This window comes from Tsukamurella asaccharolytica (genome assembly GCF_007858435.1).
Lineage (GTDB): Bacteria > Actinomycetota > Actinomycetes > Mycobacteriales > Mycobacteriaceae > Tsukamurella > Tsukamurella asaccharolytica.
The window spans coordinates 201,250-222,039 of sequence record NZ_VIGW01000001.1 but is presented as its reverse complement, the minus strand read 5'-3'; the positions used below and the strand labels follow the sequence as shown (position 1 = coordinate 222,039).

The following is a 20,790-nucleotide window of genomic DNA, read 5'->3' as shown; positions in this document are numbered from 1 at the left end:
ACGATCGAAGGAGACCCGAGGATGCCCGTGTGGATCGACGGCGGCCCCCGGCGGTCGCGCCGCAGCCGCGCCGCCCGTGCCGCCCTCATCGCGACGGTGCCCGTCGTGGCCGTCGGCGGCGTCTTGGCGGGAACGGGCGCGCCGCTCGAGACGTCGCTCGTCGACGCCCCTGGCGGCGCCCCCGGTGGCGTCGCGCCGGGTGCCGCGGGCGGACACGGCCGCGGCATGAGCCAGCTCGGCGCGCTCACCTACGCCAAGCAGGGGTGGGACGCGCAGCGCATCCTGAACTTCTACTACCCGGGAACCTCTCTCGGGACCGTGCACACGGGGCTCCCCGTGACGGTCCGCCTCAGCGAACGCAACCGCGTCGACGTGCTCGCGCCCGCCGGCGCCCTCGTCGGGGGCAAGCAGGTAGCGCCCGGCCAGGCCGTCAGCATCGACGGGATCACCGCGACGATCCGGCAGGGCTGCGGCGGGCAGGTCCTCGGCACCGTGGAGGCGCCGGACAGCACCGTCGGACCGCTGACGGCCGACCAGGGGGTCCCCAAGGACCAGGTCCTGCGCTTCTGCGGCGACAACGCCGGCTACCGGGGCAAGCTCGTGGCCCGCGGCGGCAACGTGCTCAACGTGGTCGGCATCGAGGACTACGTGCGGAGTGTGGTCCCCGTCGAGAACTCGCCCGGCTGGGCCGACCAGGGCGGCGTCGCGGCGCTGCAGGCGCAGGCGATCGCGGCGCGCTCCTACGTCCTGGTCCGCGGCGCCGAGCGCGGCGAGACCTTCGACGACACCCAGGCCTCCCAGGTGTACGGCGGGGTCGACAAGGAGGACCCGCGGACCGACGCCGTCATCGTCAGCACCTACGGCCTCGTGATGGCGAAGGACGGCCGCGTCTTCGAGACCGAGTACGGCGCCTCCCGCGCCGACGACCCGGCCTCCCGATAGGCGGTCGAGGGCCGAGACGGGGCTCGGCCGAACGCAGTAGTGTGAATCGCATGGCGAAATTGCAGCTGGGGTACAAGGCATCGGCGGAGCAGTTCGGGCCCCGCGAACTCGTGGAGATCGCGGTCGCGGCGGAGGCCGCGGGGATGGACTCGGTCGCCGTGAGCGACCACTTCCAGCCCTGGCGCGTGAACGGCGGCCACGCCCCGTTCTCCCTCGCCTGGATGGCCGCCGTCGGCGAGCGCACCGAGCGCGTGAAGATCGGCACCTCGGTGATGACGCCCACCTTCCGGTACAACCCCGCGGTGATCGCACAGGCCTTCGCGAGCATGGCGTGCATGTACCCGGGCCGCATCTTCCTCGGTGTCGGTACGGGCGAGGCGCTCAACGAGTACGCGACGGGTTTCCAGGGCGAGTGGCCCGAATTCAAGGAGCGCTTCGCTCGGCTGCGCGAGTCCGTGCGGCTCATCCGCGAGCTCTGGTCCGGCGAGATCACGAACTTCGAGGGTGACTATTACCACACGAAGGATGCCGTCCTCTTCGACATCCCGGAGCGGCCGGTGCCGGTGTACATCGCGGCCGGCGGCCCCGTCGTGGCCAAGTACGCGGGCCGCGTGGGCGACGGCATGATCTGCACTTCCGGCAAGGGTATGGAGCTCTACACCGACAAGCTGATCCCCGCCGCGAAGGAGGGCGCGAGCCTCGCGGGACGAGACTTCGACGCGCTCGACAAGACCATCGAGATCAAGATCAGCTACGACCCGGATCCTGATCTGGCGCTGGAGAACACGCGCTTCTGGGCGCCGCTGTCGCTGACCGCGGAGCAGAAGCACTCGGTGAACTCGAGCGCCGAGATGGAGCGCCTCGCCGACGAGTTGCCCATCGAGCAGGTCGCCAAGCGATGGATCGTGTCCTCCGATCCCGACGAAGCGGTCGCCGCCGTCAAGCAGTACGTCGACGCGGGCCTCAATCACCTCGTCTTCCACGCCCCCGGCCACGACCAGCGTCGGTTCCTGGACAACTTCCAGCGCGATCTCGAGCCGCGCCTGCGCGCGCTCGGCTGAGCCGGGCTGCGATAGTAGACATATGGCCGCGGACCGAGCACCGAAGACGACCAGCATCTACATCGCCTCCCCCGAGGGCGACACGGGAAAATCCACCATCGCGCTGGGCGCGATGAACCTCCTCACCTCCACCGGGTGGACGATCGGCGTGTTCCGGCCGATCCCCCGCTCGACGGGCGCGCAGCGCGACTACATCCTCGAGCTGCTCATCGAACAGGCCACCGCGGAACTCGATTACGAGGAATGCGTCGGCGTCACGTACGAGCAGGTGCGCGAGGACCCGGACGCCGCGATCGCCGAGATCGTGAACCGGTTCCACGCCGTCGCCGACAAGTGCGACTTCGTGCTGGTGCTCGGCTCCGATTACACGGACGTGACCACGCCGACGGAGCTGTCGTTCAACGCGCGCATCGCCGCGAACCTGGGGTCGTCGATCCTGCTGGCCGTGAAGGCGCTGGATCGCACGCCCGAGCAGGTGGTAGCCGTCGCCGAGCAGTCGATGGCGGAGATCCGGGCCAATCACGCCCACACGGCGTCGATCATCGCGAACCGGTGCGCGCCGGAGCAGCTCGATGCGGTGTGCGAAGCGCTCAAGGCCGACACCGGCCTGCCCGTCTGGGTGCTGCCCGAGGAGCCCGTGCTCACCGCGCCCACGATGGGCGAGCTGATGGAGGCCATGGAGGGCAAGCTGCTGTGGGGTGACCCGGAGCTGCTCTCGCGCGAGGCGATGTCCGTGCTGGTCGCGGGAATGACCGCCGAGCACAGCCTGGAGCGGGTCACCGAGGGCGTGGCCGTGATCGCCGCGGGGGACCGCTCGGAGGTGCTGCTCGCGATGGTCACCGCGCATCGCGCCGACGGCTTCCCGTCGCTGGCGGGGATCATCCTCAACGGCGGATACGCGCCGCATCCGATGACCGCCGCGCTGGTCGACGGCCTCAAGCCGAACCTGCCGATCATCTCCGTCGAACAGGGCACGTACGAGACAGCGCGGCTCGCGGCGAAGACCCGCGGCCGGGTCGGGCCCGGCTCCGAACGCAAGGTGGACATCGCGATCGCGCTCACTGAGAAGTACGTGGTCCCGGATGCGCTGCTCGAGGCGCTGCAGGTCTCCAATCCGGGCGTGGTCACGCCGCAGATGTTCGAGTACAACCTCATCGCCCGGGCCCGGTCCGACCGTAAGCGCATCGTGCTGCCGGAGGGCGACGACGACCGCATCCTCCGGGCCGCCGGCCGGCTGCTGCAGCGCGAGGTGGCGGATCTGACCATCCTCGGCCAGGAGTCGCGGGTCCGCGCCCGCGCCGCAGAGCTGGGCGTCGATCTCGGCGACACCGACGTGATCGATCCGAAGCGGGCGACGGATCTGGTCGAGAACTTCGCGCAGACCTACTACGAGCTGCGCAAGCACAAGGGCATGACGCTCGAGCGGGCCGCCGAGACCGTGGTGGACGTCAGCTACTTCGGCACGATGATGGTGCACCTCGGCATGGCCGACGGCATGGTCTCCGGTGCCGCGCACACCACCGCCCACACCATCCGGCCGTCCTTCGAGATCATCAAGACCAAGCCCGGCGTCTCGACGGTGTCGTCGATCTTCCTGATGTGCCTGGCGGACAAGGTCCTCGCCTACGGCGACTGCGCCGTGGTGCCCGATCCGACCGAGACGCAGCTGGCCGACATCGCGATCTCCTCGGCGCAGACCGCCGCCCAGTTCGGGATCGATCCTCGCGTCGCGATGCTCTCCTACTCGACCGGCGAATCCGGTACCGGCGCCGACGTCGACAAGGTGCGCGCCGCCACCGCGCTCGTCCGCGAGCGGTCGCCGGAACTGTTGGTGGAGGGCCCGATCCAGTACGACGCCGCCGTCGACCCCGGCGTCGCCGCGGCGAAGATGCCCGACTCCGCGGTGGCGGGCAATGCGACGGTGCTCGTCTTCCCCGACCTCAACACGGGCAACAACACCTACAAGGCCGTGCAGCGCTCCGCGGGCGCCGTCGCGATCGGCCCCGTGCTGCAGGGCCTCAACGCCCCGATCAACGACCTCTCGCGCGGCGCGCTGGTCGAGGACATCGTCAACACCGTCGCCATCACCGCGATCCAGGCGCAGGCCTTCGCGGCCGAGAGGAGCGCTCGATGAACGCCGTCGCGGGTACCGTCCTGGTCCTCAACTCCGGCTCGTCGTCGCTGAAGTACCAACTGCTGCACCCGGAGACGGGCGAGGTGGTGCACGGCGGCATCGTCGAGCGGATCGGCGAGACCGAGGTGCCGGACCACAAGGCCGCGCTCCGGCAGGTCTTCCAGGAGTTCGCCGGACGCGGGCTCGACCTCACCGACGGTGCCGGTACCCCGGCCGGGATCGCCGCGGTCGGCCACCGAGTCGTGCACGGCGGCCGCTCCTTCCACTCGCCCACGCTCATCGACGACCACGTGCTGGCCGAGATCCGTCGGCTCAGTTCGCTGGCGCCGCTGCACAACCCGGCCAACGCGCAGGGCATCGAGGTGGCGCGGGAACTGCTCCCCGTGGTGAAACAGGTGGCCGTCTTCGACACCGCCTTCTTCTTCGACCTTCCGCCCGCTGCCGCCACCTACGCGATCGACCGGGAGCTCGCCGCGGAGCACGCGTTGCGCCGCTACGGCTTCCACGGCACCTCGCACGAGTACGTCTCGCAGCAGGCTGCGGCGTTCCTCGGTCGGCCGACGAGCGAAGTGAACCAGATCGTGCTGCACCTGGGCAACGGTGCCTCCGCCTCGGCGGTCCGCGGCGGCCGCGCCGTCGACACCTCCATGGGCCTGACCCCGCTCGAGGGCCTCGTCATGGGCACCCGCAGCGGCGACATCGACCCCGGCCTGGTGCTGCACCTGGGGCGCTCGCTCGGCATGAGCATCGATCAGATCGACGACCTCCTCAACCGCCGCTCGGGCCTCAAAGGGCTCGCCGGCGAGAACGACTTCCGCGCGCTGGGGGCGCTCATCGAGCAGGGCGACGAGCACGCGCAGCTGGCCTACGACGTCTACATCCACCGCCTCCGCCGGTACATCGGCGCCTACCTCGTCGAACTCGGCGGTGCCGACGCCATCACGTTCACCGCCGGCGTCGGCGAGAACGCCGCGCAGGTCCGCGCCGATGCCCTCGCCGGACTGGAGCGGTTCGGCATCGTCGTCGACCCCGCGCGCAACACCGGCCGCATCACCGAGCCCACCCGGATCTCGCCCGACGGCGATCCCGCCACCACCGTCGCCGTGCTCGTGGTCCCGACCAACGAGGAGCTCGCGATCGCCCGCGAAGCAGCCGCACTCTGATGCCCCTCGGGCGCGTGACGGGCATCGAGGGCGACGAGACGGACTACGGCTCCCCGCTCCTCGGCACCCGCACCGACGGCGCCCGGCGACGCAGGACGCGCACCGTCGCGCTCATCGCGGCGAGCACCTCCACCGCGACGCTCCTCGGCGGCGGCTTCGCGGCCATGCTCATCGTGGTCGGCATCCCCGAGCCCACGGTGCAGCGACCCGAGCTGCACACCATCAACACCGTCGCGGTGCCGTCGTACATCGCGGCGGGCCTGGTCGTGGGGCACCTGTACACCTCGTGGCTGGTCTACCGCTCGCTGCGGTGGACCGGGGGTGACGACCCGCCGACGCAGCAGGAGGCCGCGGACGCGCTGGCCCTGCCGCGGCGCCTCCACCGGTTCGAGCTGATCGCCTGGCTGTGCGCCGCCGTCCTCTTCGGCTGGCTGTACGGCCGCGTCGACATGGATCTGGTGCCCAAGGTCTCGCTCGTCGTGCTCGGCGCCGGGCTGATGACCTCGGGCGTGGTGCGGGTGCTCACCGAGTTCAGCCTGCGGCCGGTCACGGCGATCGCGTTGCGGGTCACCCGCCCTGAGCCCCGGCACCAGAGCCTGCAGGGCCGGTCGCTGCGGCTGTGGATTCTCGGCTCGGGGCTGCCCTTCCTCGGCGTCATCACGGTTGCGTTGTTCGCGCTGTTCGAGCCCGCCGCCACCGTACGGGGCATCGCCGTGAGCATGTGCGCCCTCGCCGCCGGCGGGTTCTTCTCCGGAATGATCTTCAACCTGCTCTCCTCCTCGCGCGTCTCCGCCCCGGTGAAGAGCGTGACCACCGGCATGCGCCGAGTGTCCGAGGGCCGCTACGACACCGAGGTCGTGGTCTACGACGGGACCTCGCTGGGGGACCTGCAGTCCGGCTTCAACGCCATGGCCGCCGGACTGCGCGAACGCGAGCGGGTACGCGACCTGTACGCCCGGCAGGTGGGCGAGCAGGTCGCGCGCGCCACCATCGAGAGCGAACCCGAACTGGGCGGCGTCGAGCAGACCGTCGCGGTGATCTTCATCGACCTCGTCGGCTCCACGACGCTGGCCGCCGAACGACCCGCCGCCGAGGTCGTGCAGATCCTCAACCGGTTCTGCGGCGTCGTCGTCGCGGAGGTGAACAGCCGCGGCGGCCTGGTCAACAAGTTCGAGGGCGACGCGGTGCTCGCGATCTTCGGCGCGCCCGCCCCGCTGACCGATCCCGCCGGTGCCGCCCTCGCCGCGTCGCGGGCCATGATGCGCCGCCTGGCCCGCGAGGTGCCCGAGGTGCGTGCGGGCTGCGGCGTCACCTACGGCGTCGTCGTCGCCGGCTACGTGGGCGCGGCGGACCGCTTCGAGTACACCGTGATCGGCGATCCGGTCAATGAGGCCGCCCGGCTCTCGACCTACGCCAAGGCGGACCCGACGGTGCCGTGGGCCTCGGCCCCTGCCGTCGAGACGGCCGACCCGGGGGAGCGTGCGCGGTGGCGGCCCGGCCCCGTCGACGTCCTGCGCGGGCGGACGCAGGAGACGCGGATGTACGTCGCGAAGTGATGACCCGGCCCGACGGGCTTCGTCAGGAGAAGGCGGGGAGCCGCGGCGGCAGCTGCTGGAGCACCCACTCGATGGTCACCGGGTTCGGCATCGACATCGCATTGCCGAGGCTCCGGTCGATGGTGGTGACACGGTGCTCGCGGCTCACCGCGAGCGAGCGGAACGCGGTGTCCTCGTCGACCTTGCGGCCGTAATCGAGGTAGACGAGCGCGTCGAGGTTCAGGACGTCCACGCGCTCCGCGGGGATCTCGGCGAAGAACTTCCCGGCGGGGATCAGCGAGGACACCGACTCGGGCAGCGTGAAACCGAGCATGGTGAGCACCTGGCCGCGGCCGTCGCCGGTGGCGTAGGCGTAGAAACCCCCGTCGGACTTGGGCAGGACGGTGGCGGCCGTCTTCCCCCGGTACTGCGGGTGCTGCTCCTGCGTGCGGCGGATCGTTTCCTGCGTCGTGGTGATCAGGGCGTCGCCCTGTGCCGCGCGGCCGACGCCGCCGGCGATCGCGCGGACCTGGTCCTCCCACGGCACGCCCCACGCGGTGAACCGTGCGGGCCGCCGGATCACGGGCGCGATCGCCTCGAGACGCGAGTAGGTGGCGTCGTCGAAACCGGAGTTCACGGCGACGATCACGTCGGGCTTCGACGCGGCGACGGTCTCGATGGCCTCGGTGTCGAGCTCGGAGCCGGTGCCCAGCAGCATCTGCGGGTTCTTGCCCTGCAGCAGGGGCTTCGCCCACACGCCGACGGGCTCCGTGGCGTCCTGCGCCCACGGCGCGACGATCACGGGCACCACGCCGAGTGCGAGGAGTGTGTCCACATCACCCAGGCCCAGCGACGCCACCCGGGGCGCGTCCGGCGCCCCGCTCGTCGAGCTCGAATCGGAGCCCGACCCGCAGGCCGCGAGCGTGAGCGAGAGCAGAACCGCGAGTATCACCGAGACCCGACGCATGCCGCCCCTTCCCTAGAATGAAGGGCAGCCTATCATTAGGTTTGTGACCCTATCTGCGACTGAGGAGGCCCCCGCCGGGGGCACTCCGCCCGCGCGGCCGGAATCGACCTCCGGCGCTGCCCGGCGCAGGCGCCGCCTGTTCGGGCTGGTGCTGCTGCTCGTGCTGCTGGTGGTGACCGGGATCGCCTCGCTCGCGATCGGCTCGCGGAGCCTCGCGCCCTCGCTGGTGTGGGACGGCCTGTGGCACCGGTACACGACCGGGCCGAACCCGGCGGACCCCGACCTCAATCAGGCCGCGATCATCATCCAGACGCTACGGGTGCCCCGGACCCTGCTGGCACTCATCGCCGGCGCGGCGCTCGCGCTGGCCGGCGCGCTGATCCAGGGCCACACCCGCAATCCCGTCGCCGACCCGGGCTTCCTCGGCCTGACCCAGGGCGCCGCGTTCGCCGTGGTGTGCGCGACCTTCCTTGGCGGCCTCACGCAGCCGATCCAGTACGTCTGGTTCGCCTTCCTCGGCACCGCACTCACCGCGATCCTCGTCTTCGGGCTCTCGAGCATCGGTCGGGGCGCCGGGTCCCCCCTGACCCTGGTGCTCGCCGGCATGGGGGTCGCGATGTTCCTCAGCTCGATGACCTCGGCGATCGCGCTCAGCGACAACGCCTCGCTCGACACTCTGCGGTTCTGGAACGCCGGCGCCGTGGTCGGCCGCGGCTACGACGTGATCGGGGTGGTCGTACCGTTCATCGCCGTCGGCATGCTGCTCGCGCTCGCCAACGGGCCGGCCGTGAACCTGCTCAACATGGGCGACGACGTCGCCAAGGGGCTCGGCCTGAACGTCGGCCTCGCGCGCACCGTCGGCATCGCATCCGTGACGCTGTTGGTCGGCGGAGCCACCGCGGCCTGCGGCAGCATCGCCTTCCTCGGCCTGATGGTGCCGCACATCGTGCGGTACTTCACCGGGCCCGACTACCGCTGGCTGCTGCCGTACTCGGCGCTCATGGGGGCCTGGCTGCTGCTCGCCACCGACATCGTGGGCCGCGTGGTCGCCCGTCCCGGCGAGCTCGAGGTCGGCATCGTCGTGGCGCTCGTCGGCGCGCCCTTCTTCGTGGCTCTCGTCTGGTGGCGGAAGGCGGTCAGGGTATGAGCTCCACCCTCGAGCAGGTCGACGAGCAGAAGAAGCCGCCGATCCGGCCCGGCCTGCGGTTCGGGAACGTCGTCTCCTTCGTGTGGCGGCCCTGGCCCGTGGCCGTCACCCTGCTCCTCGCGCTGGTCGCGTTCGTCGCCTTCTGCGCGAGCATCCGCCTGGGCGCCTTCCCGATGACTTTCGGACAGGTCCTGCAGGCCCTCGCCGGCACAGGGGACTCGACGACGCACTTCATCGTCATGGAGCTGCGCATGCCGCGGGCGCTCGTCGGGCTCGCCGTCGGCGCCGTGCTGGGAATGTCGGGCGCCATCGTCCAGTCGATCGCCCGTAACCCCCTGGCCAGCCCCGACATCCTCGGCGTCACCGCAGGGGCGGGCGTGGCCGCGGTCTTCCTGGTCACCTCGACCAGCACACTGGCCGCGACGCTCAACACCGATGTCGGGCTCCCCGTGGTCGCGGTCACCGGCGGCCTCGTCACCGGCGGGCTGGTCTATCTCCTCGCCGTCCGCGGCGGGGTCGACGGCATGCGGCTGATCCTCGTGGGCATCGCCATCACCTTCCTCATGCGCGCGCTCGTCGACTGGATGCTGGTGCGGGCCGACATCCGCGACGTGGCCCGCGCGCAGACCTGGCTCGTCGGCTCGCTCGAGAGCCGCGATTGGTCGGACGTGTGGACCGTGCTCGGCCTCGGCGTCCCCGCCGCGCTCCTCGCGCTCGCCGCGGCGTTCCCGCTGCGCGCCGTCCAGCTCGGCGACGACGTGGCCCTCGGCCTCGGTGTCCGCCTGGGGCCGAACCGCGCGGTGCTGCTCATCGCGTCGGTCCTGCTCGCGGCCGCCGGCGTCGCCGCCGCCGGACCGATCGGCTTCATCGCCTTCGTCTCGCCGCAGCTCGCGATGCGCCTCACCCGGCTGCCCACCCCGCCGCTGATCCCGTCGGCGCTCATGGGTGCGGCGCTGCTCTCCTGCGCCGACCTCGCCGCCCGCACGATGTTCTCCGTCGCCCTGCCCGTGGGCATCATCACCGCCGCCGTCGGCGGCCCGTTCCTCGTCTATCTCCTCGTCCGCCAGAACCTCAAGGGGGCCAAGTGACCACGACTGACGCTGTGCAGAACGAGCCGCACCGCGGCGCGACGACGGCACCGTCGCGCCTGGGAGCCCGCAGGGTCACCTCCGGCTACGGGCAGGTGAAGGTGCTCGACGACCTGGACCTCGACATCCCGTCCGGCGTGGTCACCACGATCATCGGCCCCAACGGCTGCGGCAAGTCGACGCTGCTGCGCACCCTGGCCCGGCTGATCAAGCCCTCGTCGGGTCACGTCGTGCTCGACGGCACCGACATCGCCAAGCTCAAGTCGAAGCAGATCGCCACCACCATGGGGCTGCTGCCGCAGAGCCCCCTCGCCCCCGAGGGGCTCACCGTCGGAGACCTCGTCGCCCGCGGCCGGCACCCGCACCAGTCGTGGCTGCGGCAGTGGAGCTCCGACGACGCCGAGGTCGTCGACGCCGCGCTCGAGCAGACCGGCGTCCGTGACCTCGCCGACCGCGCCGTCGACTCCCTCTCCGGTGGCCAGCGACAGCGGGTGTGGATCTCCATGACCCTCGCCCAGGGCACCGACCTGCTACTCCTCGACGAGCCCACCACCTACCTCGACCTCTCGCACGCGCTCGACGTCCTCGACCTCGTGGACGAGCTGAGTAGTCAAGGGCGGACCGTCGTGATGGTGCTGCACGACCTGAACCTCGCCATCCGGTACAGCGATCACATCATCGCCATGAAGGACGGCGCCGTGGTCGCCCAGGGCGCGCCCGCGGATGTCATCAGCGAGGAGATGCTCCGCGAGACCTTCGGGCTCCGTTCCAGGGTCATCGACGATCCGGTCGCCCCCGGCCGGCCGTGCATCATCCCGATCGGCGCGCGCCGCACCGGCGATCCCGCGTCGTAACCGGGGGCGCCGTCGCCGTCGCGCGCGGTCGGGCGCCGTCCCTAGCGGGACGTACATCGCCCTCGCGCGCCGTGCACTCCCTACGTCCATGGACCTAGGGAGGTGGCCGCCCCGATAGGGAGCGCGCACCGGGGGTGGTCGCTCAGAACAGGGTGCGCGGGCGGATGGCGTTCGCGAGGTCGACCAGCGCGTGGCGCTGCCGCTTGCGTTCGGCGAGTACGGCGATGTCGCGCAGCGCCTTCTCCGTGGCTCGCCGCAGGCCCCGCTCGGTGAGCGCGTGGTCGAGCAACGTGCGCGTACCGTCGAGGCGACCGTGCTGATTGCGGTGCTGCACCCAGCCGAGCGCCACCCCGAGCACCAGCGCGCGCAGCTGCAGCCGCCGGAACTCGGACTTGGGCAGGGTGCGCACCCGCCGCGCAGCCTCGTGCAGTTGCGCCTCCGTGACGTCCGCCAAGTCGCGGCCGTGCACCAGCGCGACCACGGACGAACACAACGCGTTGTGGTAGTGCCGGCTCGTCGACGGCACCTGGTCGAGGATCTCGACGGTGCCGACGACGTCGCCGGCGGCGCGGCGCATCCGGGCGGCGCCGAAGGCCGCGGAGATGATTCCGCGATCGGTGCGCCACACGCTCTCGTATCGGCACCGGGCGCGGTCCAGCCAGCCCTCGGGATCGGATTCGCCCGAGGCATAACAGAATTCGGCGGCCACCGCGGCGGCGAGCTTGGGTGCGGCCTCGCCGGGGGCCTGATCGGTCACCGTCTCGAAGTAGTCGTAGGCGGCGGCGTAGTCGCCCTGCATGAGCGCCGTCTCCGCCCGGTACCAGGTGACCTGCCAACGGTGCGGCTCACGCGAGGCCAGCGAGTCGAGCAACGTCGTGGCCGCGTCGACCTCGCCCAGTTCGAGATGCGCGCGGGCCTCCGCGAGATCGATCTCGACGGTGCCCGCCATCGCCTCGCGCAGCTCGGCGAGCGAGTCGAGGATCTGGGTGGGATCGCTGCGCATCGACAGTGCGAGCACGCCGGCGGCGGGATCGGACGGGTTGGCGATCGGGATCGGCAACGCCGCCAGGACCTCCGGCGGGCGCAGCCGGTCGTCGTGCACCTCGGGATCCGGGGCTACGGCGCGCAGCATCAGCTCGACGCCGAACGTGGAGCGCTGCGGCGTGAAGACGACCGACAGCCCGGGCCGCGGCTCGCCCGACTTGGTGGAGAGGCACTCCCGGAGCACGCCGAGCAGTTGATCGGTGAGCTCCGCCGCCGAGCTGAAGCGCTCCTCCGGATCTTCCGCCGTGGCCTTCACCAGCAGCCGGTACAGCGAGTTGTACTTCGCGAGGGTGTCGTCCTCGGTGGGAGAGGGCAGGCCGTCGACGTACCGGCCCCCTTCCATCGGCACGTTGGCGACCAGGACCGCCAGCGTGCGGCCCACGGTGTACACGTCCGAGGCCACCGACGGACCGGTCTTGCCGATCTCCGGAGCCTGGAACCCGGGTGTGCCGTAGATGTATCCGTAACCGCCGAGCGGGGCGACGGCGCCCAGGTCGATGAGTTTGACGTCCTCCTCGCTGATCATGATGTTGTCGGGCTTGAGGTCGTTGTAAGCCAGACCCAGGCTGTGCAGGTAGCCGAGGGCCGGGAGCACCTCGAGGATGTAGGCGATCGCCTGCTCGACCTCCACCTTGGCGCCGGTATCGCCGGCCGCGGCGGCCTCACTGAGGATGTCCTTGACCGTCTTGCCCGGCACGTACTCCATGACGATGTACCCGATCTGGGTGCCGTCCGGATCCGGGTGCTCGACGAAGTTGTAGATCTTGACGATGGACGGGTGCGTCATCTCGGCGAGGAACCGTCGCTCCGAGACGGCGACGGCCTGCGCCTGGGCGTCGCCCGAGTTGAGCAGGCCCTTGAGCACGACGGGCCGGTCGACCACGTTGAGGTCGGTGGCCAGGTAGATCCAACCCATGCCGCCGTGCGCGATCGCGCCCTTGATCTCGTACTGGTCGGCCACGATGTCGCCGGGCTTGAGCGCGGGCTCGAAGGAGAAGCGGGCGGCGCAGTGCGGGCAGGTGCCGAACAGCGCGCCGGGCTCGCCGTCGTGCGCGCGACCGACGGGCTTGCGGCAGTTCCAGCAGTACCGCTTGCCCTCCGCGATGATCGGATTGGTGCGGATCGCCTCCGATGGGTCGACCTCGGTGATCCGCGGTATCTCGACGAGGCCGCCGCCCACGCGTCGGCGCGCCGCGACGCGGGTCGTCGACGCGGTCCGGACGGGGCCGTTGCCGAACCGCGGGGTCGCCTCGGTCGCCACGGCCGGGGCGGGCGGGGGCACCGTCGTCACCTGCGTGCCGACGGGCGGCGGCGGCTCGGTGTCATCGAACAGGTCGACCATCGGGGCGCCGACGGTGCCCTGCTCCTCGTCCTCGTCCTCGTCGTCGAAGGAGACGACCTGGGCCTGCGTATGCTCGGCCCGGTCGACGTCGTCAGTCATCGTGCATCACCCCTCGTACCTCGCCGATGGCGCCGACCAGACCTGACCGAGCGACGACGCGAACCACTGGTTGTACAGACGCATCCACGTCCCGTCGAAGGCCATGCGCAGGAGCACCCCGTTGATGAAACGCACGAGGTCGGTCCGGTTCTTCCCCACGCCGACCGCGTAGTACTCGAGGCCCATGGACGGGCCGGTGATGGTGAGGTTCGGATCCTGGGCCTCGAGTCCGGCGAGGATGGCGTCGTCGGTGGAGATCGCCTCGACCTGCGCCTGCTGCAGCATCACCAGGCAGTCCGACCACGAGTCCGACGCCACGACGGTGGCGCTGGGTACGAGCCGCCGCACCCGGTCGAGCGAGGTGGTGCCGCGTACCTCGCACACTCGACGGCTGGAGAGATCGCCGACGGTGTTGATCGGCGCCCCGCGCGGCGCGAGGATGCGCTGCTGCGCGATGAAGTAGGTCGCCGAGAAGGCGACGGACTTCGCCCGCTCGCAGGTCGCCGACATCGTCTTGACGACCACGTCGACGGTGCCTTCCTCGAGGGCCTTCTGACGATCGGCGGTGGAGAGGATCCGGAAGTGGATGCGGTCGGGATCGCCGAAGATCGCGGCGGCGATCTGATGCGCGATATCGGCGTCGAAGCCCTTGATCTCGCCCGTCAGAGGGTCGCGGAAGGAGAGCAGGTTGGAGCCGATGTCGATACCCACCACCAGGCGACCGCGGTCGTGGATGTCGGCCATCGTCGTGCCCGGCATCATCTGGCCCGGTGCAGGCAGGTCCGACGGGAACGGTGTGGCGGTGCACATCGACACCTCGGGTGGGATCGGGGTGTCGGTGGGGACGACGGCAGCCGATCCGGGGACCGGCTGGCGGACGGCGGTGACTGCATCGCCGGGTGCCTCGGGCGCGGAGACCACGCAGCCGGTCGACGCCAGCGCGACGGCGAGCGAGAGGGCGATCACAGACAGGATCCGTCGCGTCATCGGTACTCCCTGACTCGGGGGTAGAAGCCGGCCGCGACGCCGACAGCGGCGAGCACGCACAACAGGAAAGCACCCGGACCGGAGAAGGCGATCGCGAAGCGGGCGGTGTTGACGTTGTCGCGGTAGAGCGTGCGGGCCCGGTCGATGGCCGTGGTGAGGTGCCCGTCGAGCGAGCGGTAGGCGACCGCCGCGGAACCGGGGTCGGTGCCGATGGCCACCCGCGTCGCGCCGAGGTAGTCGCCGGTGGCCTCGCGCGCGACGATCTGCTGGTGTGCGGTGACCCAACGCCGCGCGTCGGCCCGCGCCGCGCCGACGGCGGCGGTGATCTGCGGGTCGGATTCGCCGATCGTTTTCAGCTCCTCCTCGGCGGCCAGCAGGGTGTCGGCGAACGCCGACGCCGGCACGCCGCGACCGGCGCCGCGCTGGACCAGCGCCATCGTCTCCATCGAGCGGGCCTTCTGCGTCAGCGTGCGGGCCTGTGAGAGCGCGTCGACCGCCGCCGTGCCGCGCTGCTCGGCCCGCAGCGAGTAGGTCGACGAGGTGAGGCCGGCCACCACGACCCAGGTCATGGCGACGGCGAGCGCGGCGGCGGCCACGACGAGGCCGCGGTTGATCCGTCGCTGCGTGCGGCGTGCAAGGTACCGGTGGGTCAGGAGAACCGACGCGAGGGCGATGCCGAGCACGCCGTAGATCGCCCACGGCGGCGACGCGAACTTCCCGTGCGTGCGGCGCAGGTCCTCCGTCTCCTCGCGGTAGAAACCCTCCGCGGCGGGGAGCATCGTGTCCTGCATCAGGGTCGACGCGGTGGCGAGGTAGGCGGCGGCGACCGAGTTGTCGAGCCGCTTGTTCGTCCGTGCCGTCTCGACCAAGCCGGTGTACACCGGCAGGTTCATAGCGATCGTGTCGAGGTTGGCGTGGGCGGGACTGTCGTCGGAGGGCAGGCTCGTGGCGGAGGTGATGAGGGCCTTGCCGGCGGTGGCGAGGGCGACGCTGTAGCTGCTTTGAATCTCGTCCGCCGGCAGCCCGCCCGCGACGAAAGCGGCGTTCGCGGACTCGTTCGCCGCGGAGAGCGAACTGTAGAGCACCTGCGCTGCGTGCGCCCGCGGCTCGTAATCCGAGAGGTTCTGCTCCAGCACCTCGGTCCGCGAGAGCTGGGCCGCGGAGGTGAACCAGCCGGCGAAGAGACCCATCGTGATGAGGACGAGAGCCATCGAGACGAGCTTGCCCGGGCTGGAGGTGAAGAAGTCCCGCAGCTCTGCGAGAACGGAGGATTCCGGGAAGGATCGGAGGCGTAGAGACGGCAGCTGCCGGTTCTTCGACGCCTGGGCTGTCACCGTCTGCTCCCTCCCTGCGTTGCACCCTTCGGCCGGGGGCGGGCCACCGCGGACTTCGTTCCATCGACCCTATCGTGCGGGCACGTCCCGCAGACGCGATGACGCGCAGAGTCGCCTCTCCGGCCGGCCGCCGTTCGGCTACGGTGGGTGTCGTGTTGGGTGACGGGAACGGCTGGGTCCGCGACCCGGACGGTTCTCGGTTCTGGGGTCGGTTCGGCGCCGCGGGTCTGTTGGCTCTGTCGCCGGACGAGAGCCGGGTGTTACTTCAGCACCGCGCGTGGTGGAGCCACCAGGGCGGCACGTGGTCGCTGCCCGGCGGCGCACGGGATTCGCACGAGTCCGCCGCGGACGCCGCCCTCCGCGAGGCCTTCGAGGAGACGGGTCTTCCGCCGACGTCGCTCGAGGTGCTCACGGAGGTGGTCACCGCCCGCTCGGAGGTCGGCTGGACCTACACGACGGTGCTCGCCCGCCTCGTCGAGCCGCGCGAGCTGGTGCCCAACGAGGAGTCCACCGCGCTGGAGTGGGTCGCGCTCGATGCGGTGCTCGAGCGCAAGCTGCACCCCGCCTTCGCCACCGCCTGGCCGGACCTGCAGGTGCAGGTGCGCGCCCTCGCGAGCGATTAGGAGTCGCGTGGGCAGGGTGGCGGTGCCGCGGTAGGTCGACGGTGGCGCGACGTTCTGCAGGTTGCGGCGGGCCGCACGCGGCGTGTCGTCGCCGGAACCTGCAGAAGGTTCGGGCAGTGCTGTCATGGGGCGGCGGGAGGCGATGTCACGGACGTTCGGCGGCGATCAGCCGAGGGCGGCCTTGAGGGCGCGGGCGGCGGCTTCGGGATCGTCGGCGGCGGTGATGGCCCGGACCACCACGATCGCGGTGGCGCCGGCGGCCGTCACCTCGGGCACGCGGGGCAGGTCGATGCCGCCGATGGCGAACCACTTCCGCGCGGGCGCCGCGGCGGCGGTCTCCCGGACCAGCGGCAGGCCCGGGGCGGGCCGGCCGGGTTTCGTCGGCGTGGGCCAGCACGGGCCGGTGCAGAAGTAGTCGACGCCCTCCTCCACGGCGGCCGCGCGGGCCTGGGCACCGTCGTGCGTGGACCGTCCGATCACGACATCCGGCCCGACGTTGGCGCGCGCCATCGGCACGGGCAGATCGTCCTGCCCCAGGTGCAGGACGTCGGCGCGGACGGCGTGGGCGATGTCGGCGCGATCGTTCACCGCGACCAGCGCGCCGTGCTCGTGCGCGATCTCCCGCAGCCGCGTCACGAGCTCGATCTCCTGCGCCGCCTCGAGCGCCCCGAACTGCCGCTCGCCGGCCGAGCCCTTGTCCCGCAACTGCACGATGTCGACGCCGCCGCGCAGCGCCGCCGCCACGAACTCGGCGAGGTCGCCGCGCTCGCGCCGGGCGTCGGTGCACAGGTACAGGGAGGCGGAGGCGAGCCGCTCGCGGGGGGAGATCATGGCCCCAGCGTAGGCCCGGCGGCGTAGGGTGGGGCACGTACACACGGGAGCTCCCGCCGCGGGGCTGAGAGTGGGGCACGTCGCGCCCCTGACCGTCAGACCTGATCCGGGTAATGCCGGCGAAGGAAGGAGCTTATTCGTCGTGACGAAGACCGCGACCGTCGTGGGCGGAGGCACCGTCGGCCTCACCGTCGCCTGGAACCTGGCTCGGCGCGGGAGCGCCGTCGAAGTCGTCGACCCGCGGCCCGGATCGGGCGCCTCATGGGTGGCCGGCGGCATGCTCGGCCCGTACTCCGAGGCCTGGCCGGGCGAGGAGGAGCTGTACCGGCTGGGCGTCGAGTCGCTCGGGCTGTGGGAGGGCTTCGCCCGCGACCTCCAGCCCTTCGCCGACGGTCCGCTGATCACCGCCCGCGGCACCGTCCACCTCGCCGTCGACGAGGGCGACGCCGCCGAGTTGGAGACGATCGCCGCCGCGGTCGGCGACACCGCGCTCTTCGGTCCGATGCGGCCGTCCGCGGCGGCCCGCGCGGTTCCCGGTGCGGCGCCGCGCATCCGGGCCGCGGCGTCGGCGCCGGCGGAGATCGCCGTCGACAACAGGCTGCTGCACCGCGCGCTCCGCGCCGCGTGCGCGGCGGCGGGGGTAGCCTTCCGTGCCGAGGCGGTCGGCGGCGCCGCGGGACTCGCCGACCTTCCGGGTGACGCCGTGATCGTCTGCGCCGGGTCCGATTCCGGCGCGCTCGTGCCCGAGCTGGGGGTGCGCCCCGTCAAAGGCGAGGTGGTGCGCCTGCGGCGCGGGCCCACCTGCCTGCCGCCCCCCGCGGCGACGGTGCGCGCCCGGGTCCGTGGGCGTCAGGTGTACGTCGTCCCGCGCTCCGATGGCGTGGTCGTGGGCGCCACCCAGTACGAGAACGATCGCGACCTGGGCGTGCGGATCGGCCCCGTCGTGGAGCTGCTGGACGACGCCTTCGCCGTGCTGCCCTTCCTCCGCGAGTACGACCTCGTCGAGGTCACCGCGGGTCTGCGGCCCACGACGGCCGGCAACGTGCCGGTGATCGCGCCGCTCGGAGGTCGCGTCTTCGCGGCGACGGGGCACGGGCGGAACGGGCTGCTGCTCGCGCCGGTGACGGGCGTGCGAGCGGCCGATATGGTTCTTCAGCAGGAGGTACAGGCATGGAGCTGACGGTGAACGGCGACGACCGGGAAGTGCTCGACGGGACGTCGGCGCTCACGCTGCTCGAACAGCTCGGGCTGCCGGACAAGGGCGTGGCGATCGCGGTGAACGGCGCCGTCCACCCGCGCTCGCGGTGGGACGAGGCGCTGCCCGCGTACGCCGACGTCGAGGTGCTGACGGCGGTCCAGGGTGGCTGAGCGCGATCCGCTGATCATCGCGGGTCGGGAGTTCGGCTCGCGGCTCATCACGGGCACCGGCGGCAGCGCCAACCTCGAGCACCTCCGGGCCGCGCTCGTGGCGTCCGGCACCGAGCTGACCACCGTCTCGCTGCGCCGCACCAGCCTCGCCGAGGGCGGCGGCGTCCTCGAGACGATCCGTGAGCTGGGCATCATGCCGCTGCCCAACACCGCCGGCTGCCTCGGCGCCGCGGAAGCGGTGCTCACCGCGCAGCTCGCCCGCGAGGCGCTGCAGACGGACTGGGTCAAGCTCGAGGTGATCGGTGACGAGCGGACGCTGCTGCCCGATGCGGTCGCCCTCGTGGAGGCCGCGGAGGAGCTGGTGGCCGACGGTTTCACCGTGCTGCCCTACACGAACGACGACCCGATCCTCGCCCGGCGCCTCGCCGACGTGGGCTGCGCCGCCGTGATGCCCGCCGGTTCGCCCATCGGCACCGGGCTGGGCATCCTCAACCCGCACAACATCGAGATGATCGTGGCGCAGAGTCCGGTTCCGGTGATCCTGGACGCCGGGATCGGAACCGCGAGCGATGCGGCGCGCGCGATGGAACTCGGCTGCGATGCCGTGCTTCTCGCCTCGGCGGTGACCCGCGCCGCGGACCCGGAGGCGATGGCCACCGCGATGCGCCTCGCGGTCGAGGCGGGCCGCCTCGCCCGCGGCGCGGGCCGGATCCCGCGGCGCAGCTGGGCCGTTCCCTCCTCCCCGATGGACGGTCGCATAGCACGCGCGACGGGAGCCCGGGACCGGGCGTGACCCGACCGCGGGGCGATCGCCTTGGATCGCCTCGCCGCCGACCGGGCAGGTCGACCCTGGAATTTGCCATCGCAGAATGTCGGGTCGGGCGGTTGTCCGAGACGCGATAAGATCGTCAACCATGTCGGTACCGGAGTCGGGCGTCGCGGAGGCCCCGAGGCCTCGCCGCGGCCGTCCGCCCTCCGTCGGGCTCGCCGAGCGCCGCCGCGAGCAGCTCACCGACGCCGCTTTCACAGTCTTCGCCGGCCAGGGCTACGAGCAGGCCTCCGTCGCCGACATCGCCCGGCGCGCCGGCATGGGGCAGGGCACGCTGTACCGGTACGTCGAGGGCAAGCGGGAGCTGCTCGACCTCGTCTTCGACCGGTGCGTCGACGAACTGGCGACCGCGATCGCCCCCGACAGCGTCGTCGACGCGGCCGGAAGCGGCGATCTGGCGGGCACCGAGCAGATGGTGGAGAACGTCGCCGCGCGCCTGTTCGCCCTCGCCGACTCGCGGCCCGACATCCTCAAGGTGGTGATGGTCCAGTCCGGCACCGTCGACGAGGAGCTCCGGTTCCGCATCCAGGGCCTCTACCGCACCTTCGACTCGATGATGGGGCGCGCGCTCGGCCACGCCCGCGAGCGGGGCTGGATCGTGACCCGGACCGAGCGGCCGGAGGAGGAGGCCGTGCAGCTCGGCCGCCTGCTGCCCGCGCTCGGCGTCCCCGGCCTCGTGATGGGCCTGACGGGCGGCGACGATCCCGAACGGCGGCAGTCCTACGTGCGCGCGGCCGTCCGGATGTCGGCGAGCGGCGTCCTGTCCGACGGTGCCCGCGCCGCTCTGCCGGACTTCGCTCCGGCGCACGAGGAGATCCCCGACCCGGCCGCCGCGCCGGCCCCCGCGGCCGGCCGATCCGGCGAGCTGCTCGACGCGGCGATCGCGGAGTTCGTGGAGAAGGGCTACGCCGCCGTCGGCGTCCGCGAGATCACCGAACGCGCCGGGGTCAGCCACGGCACCTTCTACAACTACTTCGACAGCAAGCGGCACATGCTCGCGGTGCTCCTCGAGCGCAATCGCGAGGCGATCCTCGGCCGGCTCGACGCCGCGGTCGCCGCGCTGCCCGCGGAGGTCTCCGCCGCGGAGCTGCGCGCCGCGATCCAGAGCCTGAACACCGACGTCCTGCGGGACATCGCGGATCGCCGGGAGGAGTTTCGGTTCCTCGTGCTCGAGGTGCCCGGCGTCGACGTCGAGGCCATCGAGACCTACCTGGGGGTGTATTACGAGGCGACCGCCCGGTTCGCGGTGATCCTCGGCAACGCCCGCGACGCGGGGCTGCTCGACGAGAGCTTCGATTCCGGCGACATCGCGCAGGTGTGGATGGGGTACCTGCTGGGTACGCTCGCGGCGATGGTCAACGACGTCGACGTGACGAACCCCGCCGAGAGCGCTCGCGTGATCACGAATCTGCTTCTCGGCGGGGCACGTACGCCGTGATCGG

The 20,790-nt window shown here is 71.7% G+C and carries 18 protein-coding genes and 1 riboswitch; of the genes, 13 read left to right on the top strand and 5 right to left on the bottom strand.

Annotated features, from left to right (window positions below):
* The first annotated feature begins 21 nt into the window (after window positions 1-21).
* From FK529_RS01045 to FK529_RS01025, 5 genes are read left to right on the top strand one after another with little or no spacing between them, the layout of a single operon-like run.
* Window positions 22-942, top strand: coding sequence for a SpoIID/LytB domain-containing protein (locus FK529_RS01045; RefSeq protein ID WP_146558749.1), 921 nt, complete (start codon window positions 22-24; stop codon window positions 940-942).
* 50 nt (window positions 943-992) lie between these two features.
* The gene (fgd, locus tag FK529_RS01040) at window positions 993-2,003 is read left to right on the top strand and encodes a glucose-6-phosphate dehydrogenase (coenzyme-F420) (RefSeq protein WP_146558747.1); all 1,011 of its coding nucleotides are present in this window, start codon (window positions 993-995) and stop codon (window positions 2,001-2,003) included.
* A 22-nt stretch (window positions 2,004-2,025) separates the two neighbouring features.
* Entirely contained in the window at window positions 2,026-4,137 is a 2,112-nt protein-coding gene (pta, locus tag FK529_RS01035; protein WP_146558745.1) for a phosphate acetyltransferase, read from the top strand.
* The gene (locus FK529_RS01030; protein ID WP_146558743.1) at window positions 4,134-5,300 is read left to right on the top strand and encodes an acetate kinase; all 1,167 of its coding nucleotides are present in this window, start codon (window positions 4,134-4,136) and stop codon (window positions 5,298-5,300) included. Before pta ends, FK529_RS01030 begins: the two co-directional genes overlap by 4 nt.
* A complete protein-coding gene (locus FK529_RS01025) occupies window positions 5,300-6,856 on the top strand; it encodes an adenylate/guanylate cyclase domain-containing protein (protein ID WP_146558740.1) in 1,557 nt (518 codons plus the stop codon). Before FK529_RS01030 ends, FK529_RS01025 begins: the two co-directional genes overlap by 1 nt.
* 22 nt (window positions 6,857-6,878) lie before the next feature.
* On the opposite strand, the gene FK529_RS01020 is transcribed toward FK529_RS01025, so the two are convergent.
* Window positions 6,879-7,802: an ABC transporter substrate-binding protein gene (locus FK529_RS01020; protein ID WP_146558738.1), complete on the bottom strand. Its 924-nt coding sequence runs from the start codon at window positions 7,800-7,802 to the stop codon at window positions 6,879-6,881.
* A gap of 43 nt (window positions 7,803-7,845) precedes the next feature.
* On the opposite strand from FK529_RS01020, the gene FK529_RS01015 reads away from it, so the two are divergent.
* From FK529_RS01015 to FK529_RS01005, 3 genes are read left to right on the top strand one after another with little or no spacing between them, the layout of a single operon-like run.
* Window positions 7,846-8,949, top strand: a complete 1,104-nt coding sequence (locus FK529_RS01015) for a FecCD family ABC transporter permease (protein WP_205124342.1) — start codon at window positions 7,846-7,848, stop codon at window positions 8,947-8,949.
* The gene (locus FK529_RS01010; RefSeq protein WP_146558734.1) at window positions 8,946-10,037 is read left to right on the top strand and encodes a FecCD family ABC transporter permease; all 1,092 of its coding nucleotides are present in this window, start codon (window positions 8,946-8,948) and stop codon (window positions 10,035-10,037) included. The genes FK529_RS01015 and FK529_RS01010 overlap by 4 nt, the downstream gene beginning before the upstream one ends.
* Window positions 10,034-10,891 (top strand): ABC transporter ATP-binding protein, encoded by an 858-nt coding sequence (locus FK529_RS01005; protein ID WP_231702863.1) that lies wholly within the window; start codon window positions 10,034-10,036, stop codon window positions 10,889-10,891. Before FK529_RS01010 ends, FK529_RS01005 begins: the two co-directional genes overlap by 4 nt.
* A gap of 142 nt (window positions 10,892-11,033) precedes the next feature.
* Here FK529_RS01005 and FK529_RS01000 read toward each other — a convergent pair whose 3' ends face one another.
* From FK529_RS01000 to FK529_RS00990, 3 genes are read right to left on the bottom strand one after another with little or no spacing between them, the layout of a single operon-like run.
* Window positions 11,034-13,376, bottom strand: a complete 2,343-nt coding sequence (locus FK529_RS01000; RefSeq protein ID WP_146558732.1) for a serine/threonine-protein kinase — start codon at window positions 13,374-13,376, stop codon at window positions 11,034-11,036.
* A gap of 6 nt (window positions 13,377-13,382) precedes the next feature.
* Window positions 13,383-14,363 carry a glutamate ABC transporter substrate-binding protein gene (locus FK529_RS00995; RefSeq protein ID WP_146558730.1) on the bottom strand — a complete coding sequence of 327 codons (981 nt, stop codon included), beginning with the start codon at window positions 14,361-14,363 and terminating at the stop codon, window positions 13,383-13,385.
* A complete protein-coding gene (locus tag FK529_RS00990) occupies window positions 14,360-15,697 on the bottom strand; it encodes a GlnX family signal transduction membrane protein (RefSeq protein WP_146558728.1) in 1,338 nt (445 codons plus the stop codon). Before FK529_RS00990 ends, FK529_RS00995 begins: the two co-directional genes overlap by 4 nt.
* 152 nt (window positions 15,698-15,849) lie before the next feature.
* Between FK529_RS00990 and FK529_RS00985 the strand changes: the two genes are divergently transcribed.
* Window positions 15,850-16,320: an NUDIX hydrolase gene (locus FK529_RS00985; RefSeq protein WP_146558726.1), complete on the top strand. Its 471-nt coding sequence runs from the start codon at window positions 15,850-15,852 to the stop codon at window positions 16,318-16,320.
* A gap of 165 nt (window positions 16,321-16,485) precedes the next feature.
* Here the strand turns inward: FK529_RS00985 and thiE are convergent, their stop codons facing one another.
* Window positions 16,486-17,151 (bottom strand): thiamine phosphate synthase, encoded by a 666-nt coding sequence (gene thiE / locus FK529_RS00980; RefSeq protein WP_146558724.1) that lies wholly within the window; start codon window positions 17,149-17,151, stop codon window positions 16,486-16,488.
* Window positions 17,152-17,184: 33 nt separating this feature from the next.
* Window positions 17,185-17,297: riboswitch (TPP riboswitch) on the top strand.
* Here thiE and thiO point away from each other — a divergent pair.
* The 4 genes from thiO (at window position 17,294) to FK529_RS00960 (ending at window position 20,786) form a co-directional block, all read left to right on the top strand.
* Window positions 17,294-18,331: a glycine oxidase ThiO gene (gene thiO, locus FK529_RS00975; RefSeq protein ID WP_146558722.1), complete on the top strand. Its 1,038-nt coding sequence runs from the start codon at window positions 17,294-17,296 to the stop codon at window positions 18,329-18,331. It overlaps the preceding riboswitch by 4 nt.
* On the top strand, window positions 18,322-18,519 hold the full coding sequence (gene thiS / locus FK529_RS00970) for a sulfur carrier protein ThiS (protein WP_146558720.1): 198 nt from the start codon (window positions 18,322-18,324) through the stop codon (window positions 18,517-18,519). The genes thiO and thiS overlap by 10 nt, the downstream gene beginning before the upstream one ends.
* Window positions 18,512-19,312, top strand: coding sequence for a thiazole synthase (locus FK529_RS00965; RefSeq protein WP_146558718.1), 801 nt, complete (start codon window positions 18,512-18,514; stop codon window positions 19,310-19,312). Before thiS ends, FK529_RS00965 begins: the two co-directional genes overlap by 8 nt.
* Window positions 19,313-19,433: 121 nt before the next feature.
* Window positions 19,434-20,786 (top strand): TetR/AcrR family transcriptional regulator, encoded by a 1,353-nt coding sequence (locus FK529_RS00960; protein ID WP_146558716.1) that lies wholly within the window; start codon window positions 19,434-19,436, stop codon window positions 20,784-20,786.
* Window positions 20,787-20,790 lie beyond the last annotated feature (4 nt).

Excerpts from the sequence above, each read along its gene's own strand:
- FK529_RS01045 (WP_146558749.1), top strand. The coding sequence starts at position 22 with ATGCCCGTGTGGATCGACGGCGGCCCCCGGCGGTCGCGCCGCAGCCGC.
- fgd (WP_146558747.1), top strand. The coding sequence starts at position 993 with ATGGCGAAATTGCAGCTGGGGTACAAGGCATCGGCGGAGCAGTTCGGG.
- pta (WP_146558745.1), top strand. The coding sequence starts at position 2,026 with ATGGCCGCGGACCGAGCACCGAAGACGACCAGCATCTACATCGCCTCC.
- FK529_RS01030 (WP_146558743.1), top strand. The coding sequence starts at position 4,134 with ATGAACGCCGTCGCGGGTACCGTCCTGGTCCTCAACTCCGGCTCGTCG.
- FK529_RS01025 (WP_146558740.1), top strand. The coding sequence starts at position 5,300 with ATGCCCCTCGGGCGCGTGACGGGCATCGAGGGCGACGAGACGGACTAC.
- FK529_RS01020 (WP_146558738.1), bottom strand. The coding sequence starts at position 7,802 with ATGCGTCGGGTCTCGGTGATACTCGCGGTTCTGCTCTCGCTCACGCTC.
- FK529_RS01010 (WP_146558734.1), top strand. The coding sequence starts at position 8,946 with ATGAGCTCCACCCTCGAGCAGGTCGACGAGCAGAAGAAGCCGCCGATC.
- FK529_RS01000 (WP_146558732.1), bottom strand. The coding sequence starts at position 13,376 with ATGACTGACGACGTCGACCGGGCCGAGCATACGCAGGCCCAGGTCGTC.
- FK529_RS00995 (WP_146558730.1), bottom strand. The coding sequence starts at position 14,363 with ATGACGCGACGGATCCTGTCTGTGATCGCCCTCTCGCTCGCCGTCGCG.
- thiE (WP_146558724.1), bottom strand. The coding sequence starts at position 17,151 with ATGATCTCCCCCCGCGAGCGGCTCGCCTCCGCCTCCCTGTACCTGTGC.
- thiS (WP_146558720.1), top strand. The coding sequence starts at position 18,322 with ATGGAGCTGACGGTGAACGGCGACGACCGGGAAGTGCTCGACGGGACG.
- FK529_RS00960 (WP_146558716.1), top strand. The coding sequence starts at position 19,434 with ATGTCGGTACCGGAGTCGGGCGTCGCGGAGGCCCCGAGGCCTCGCCGC.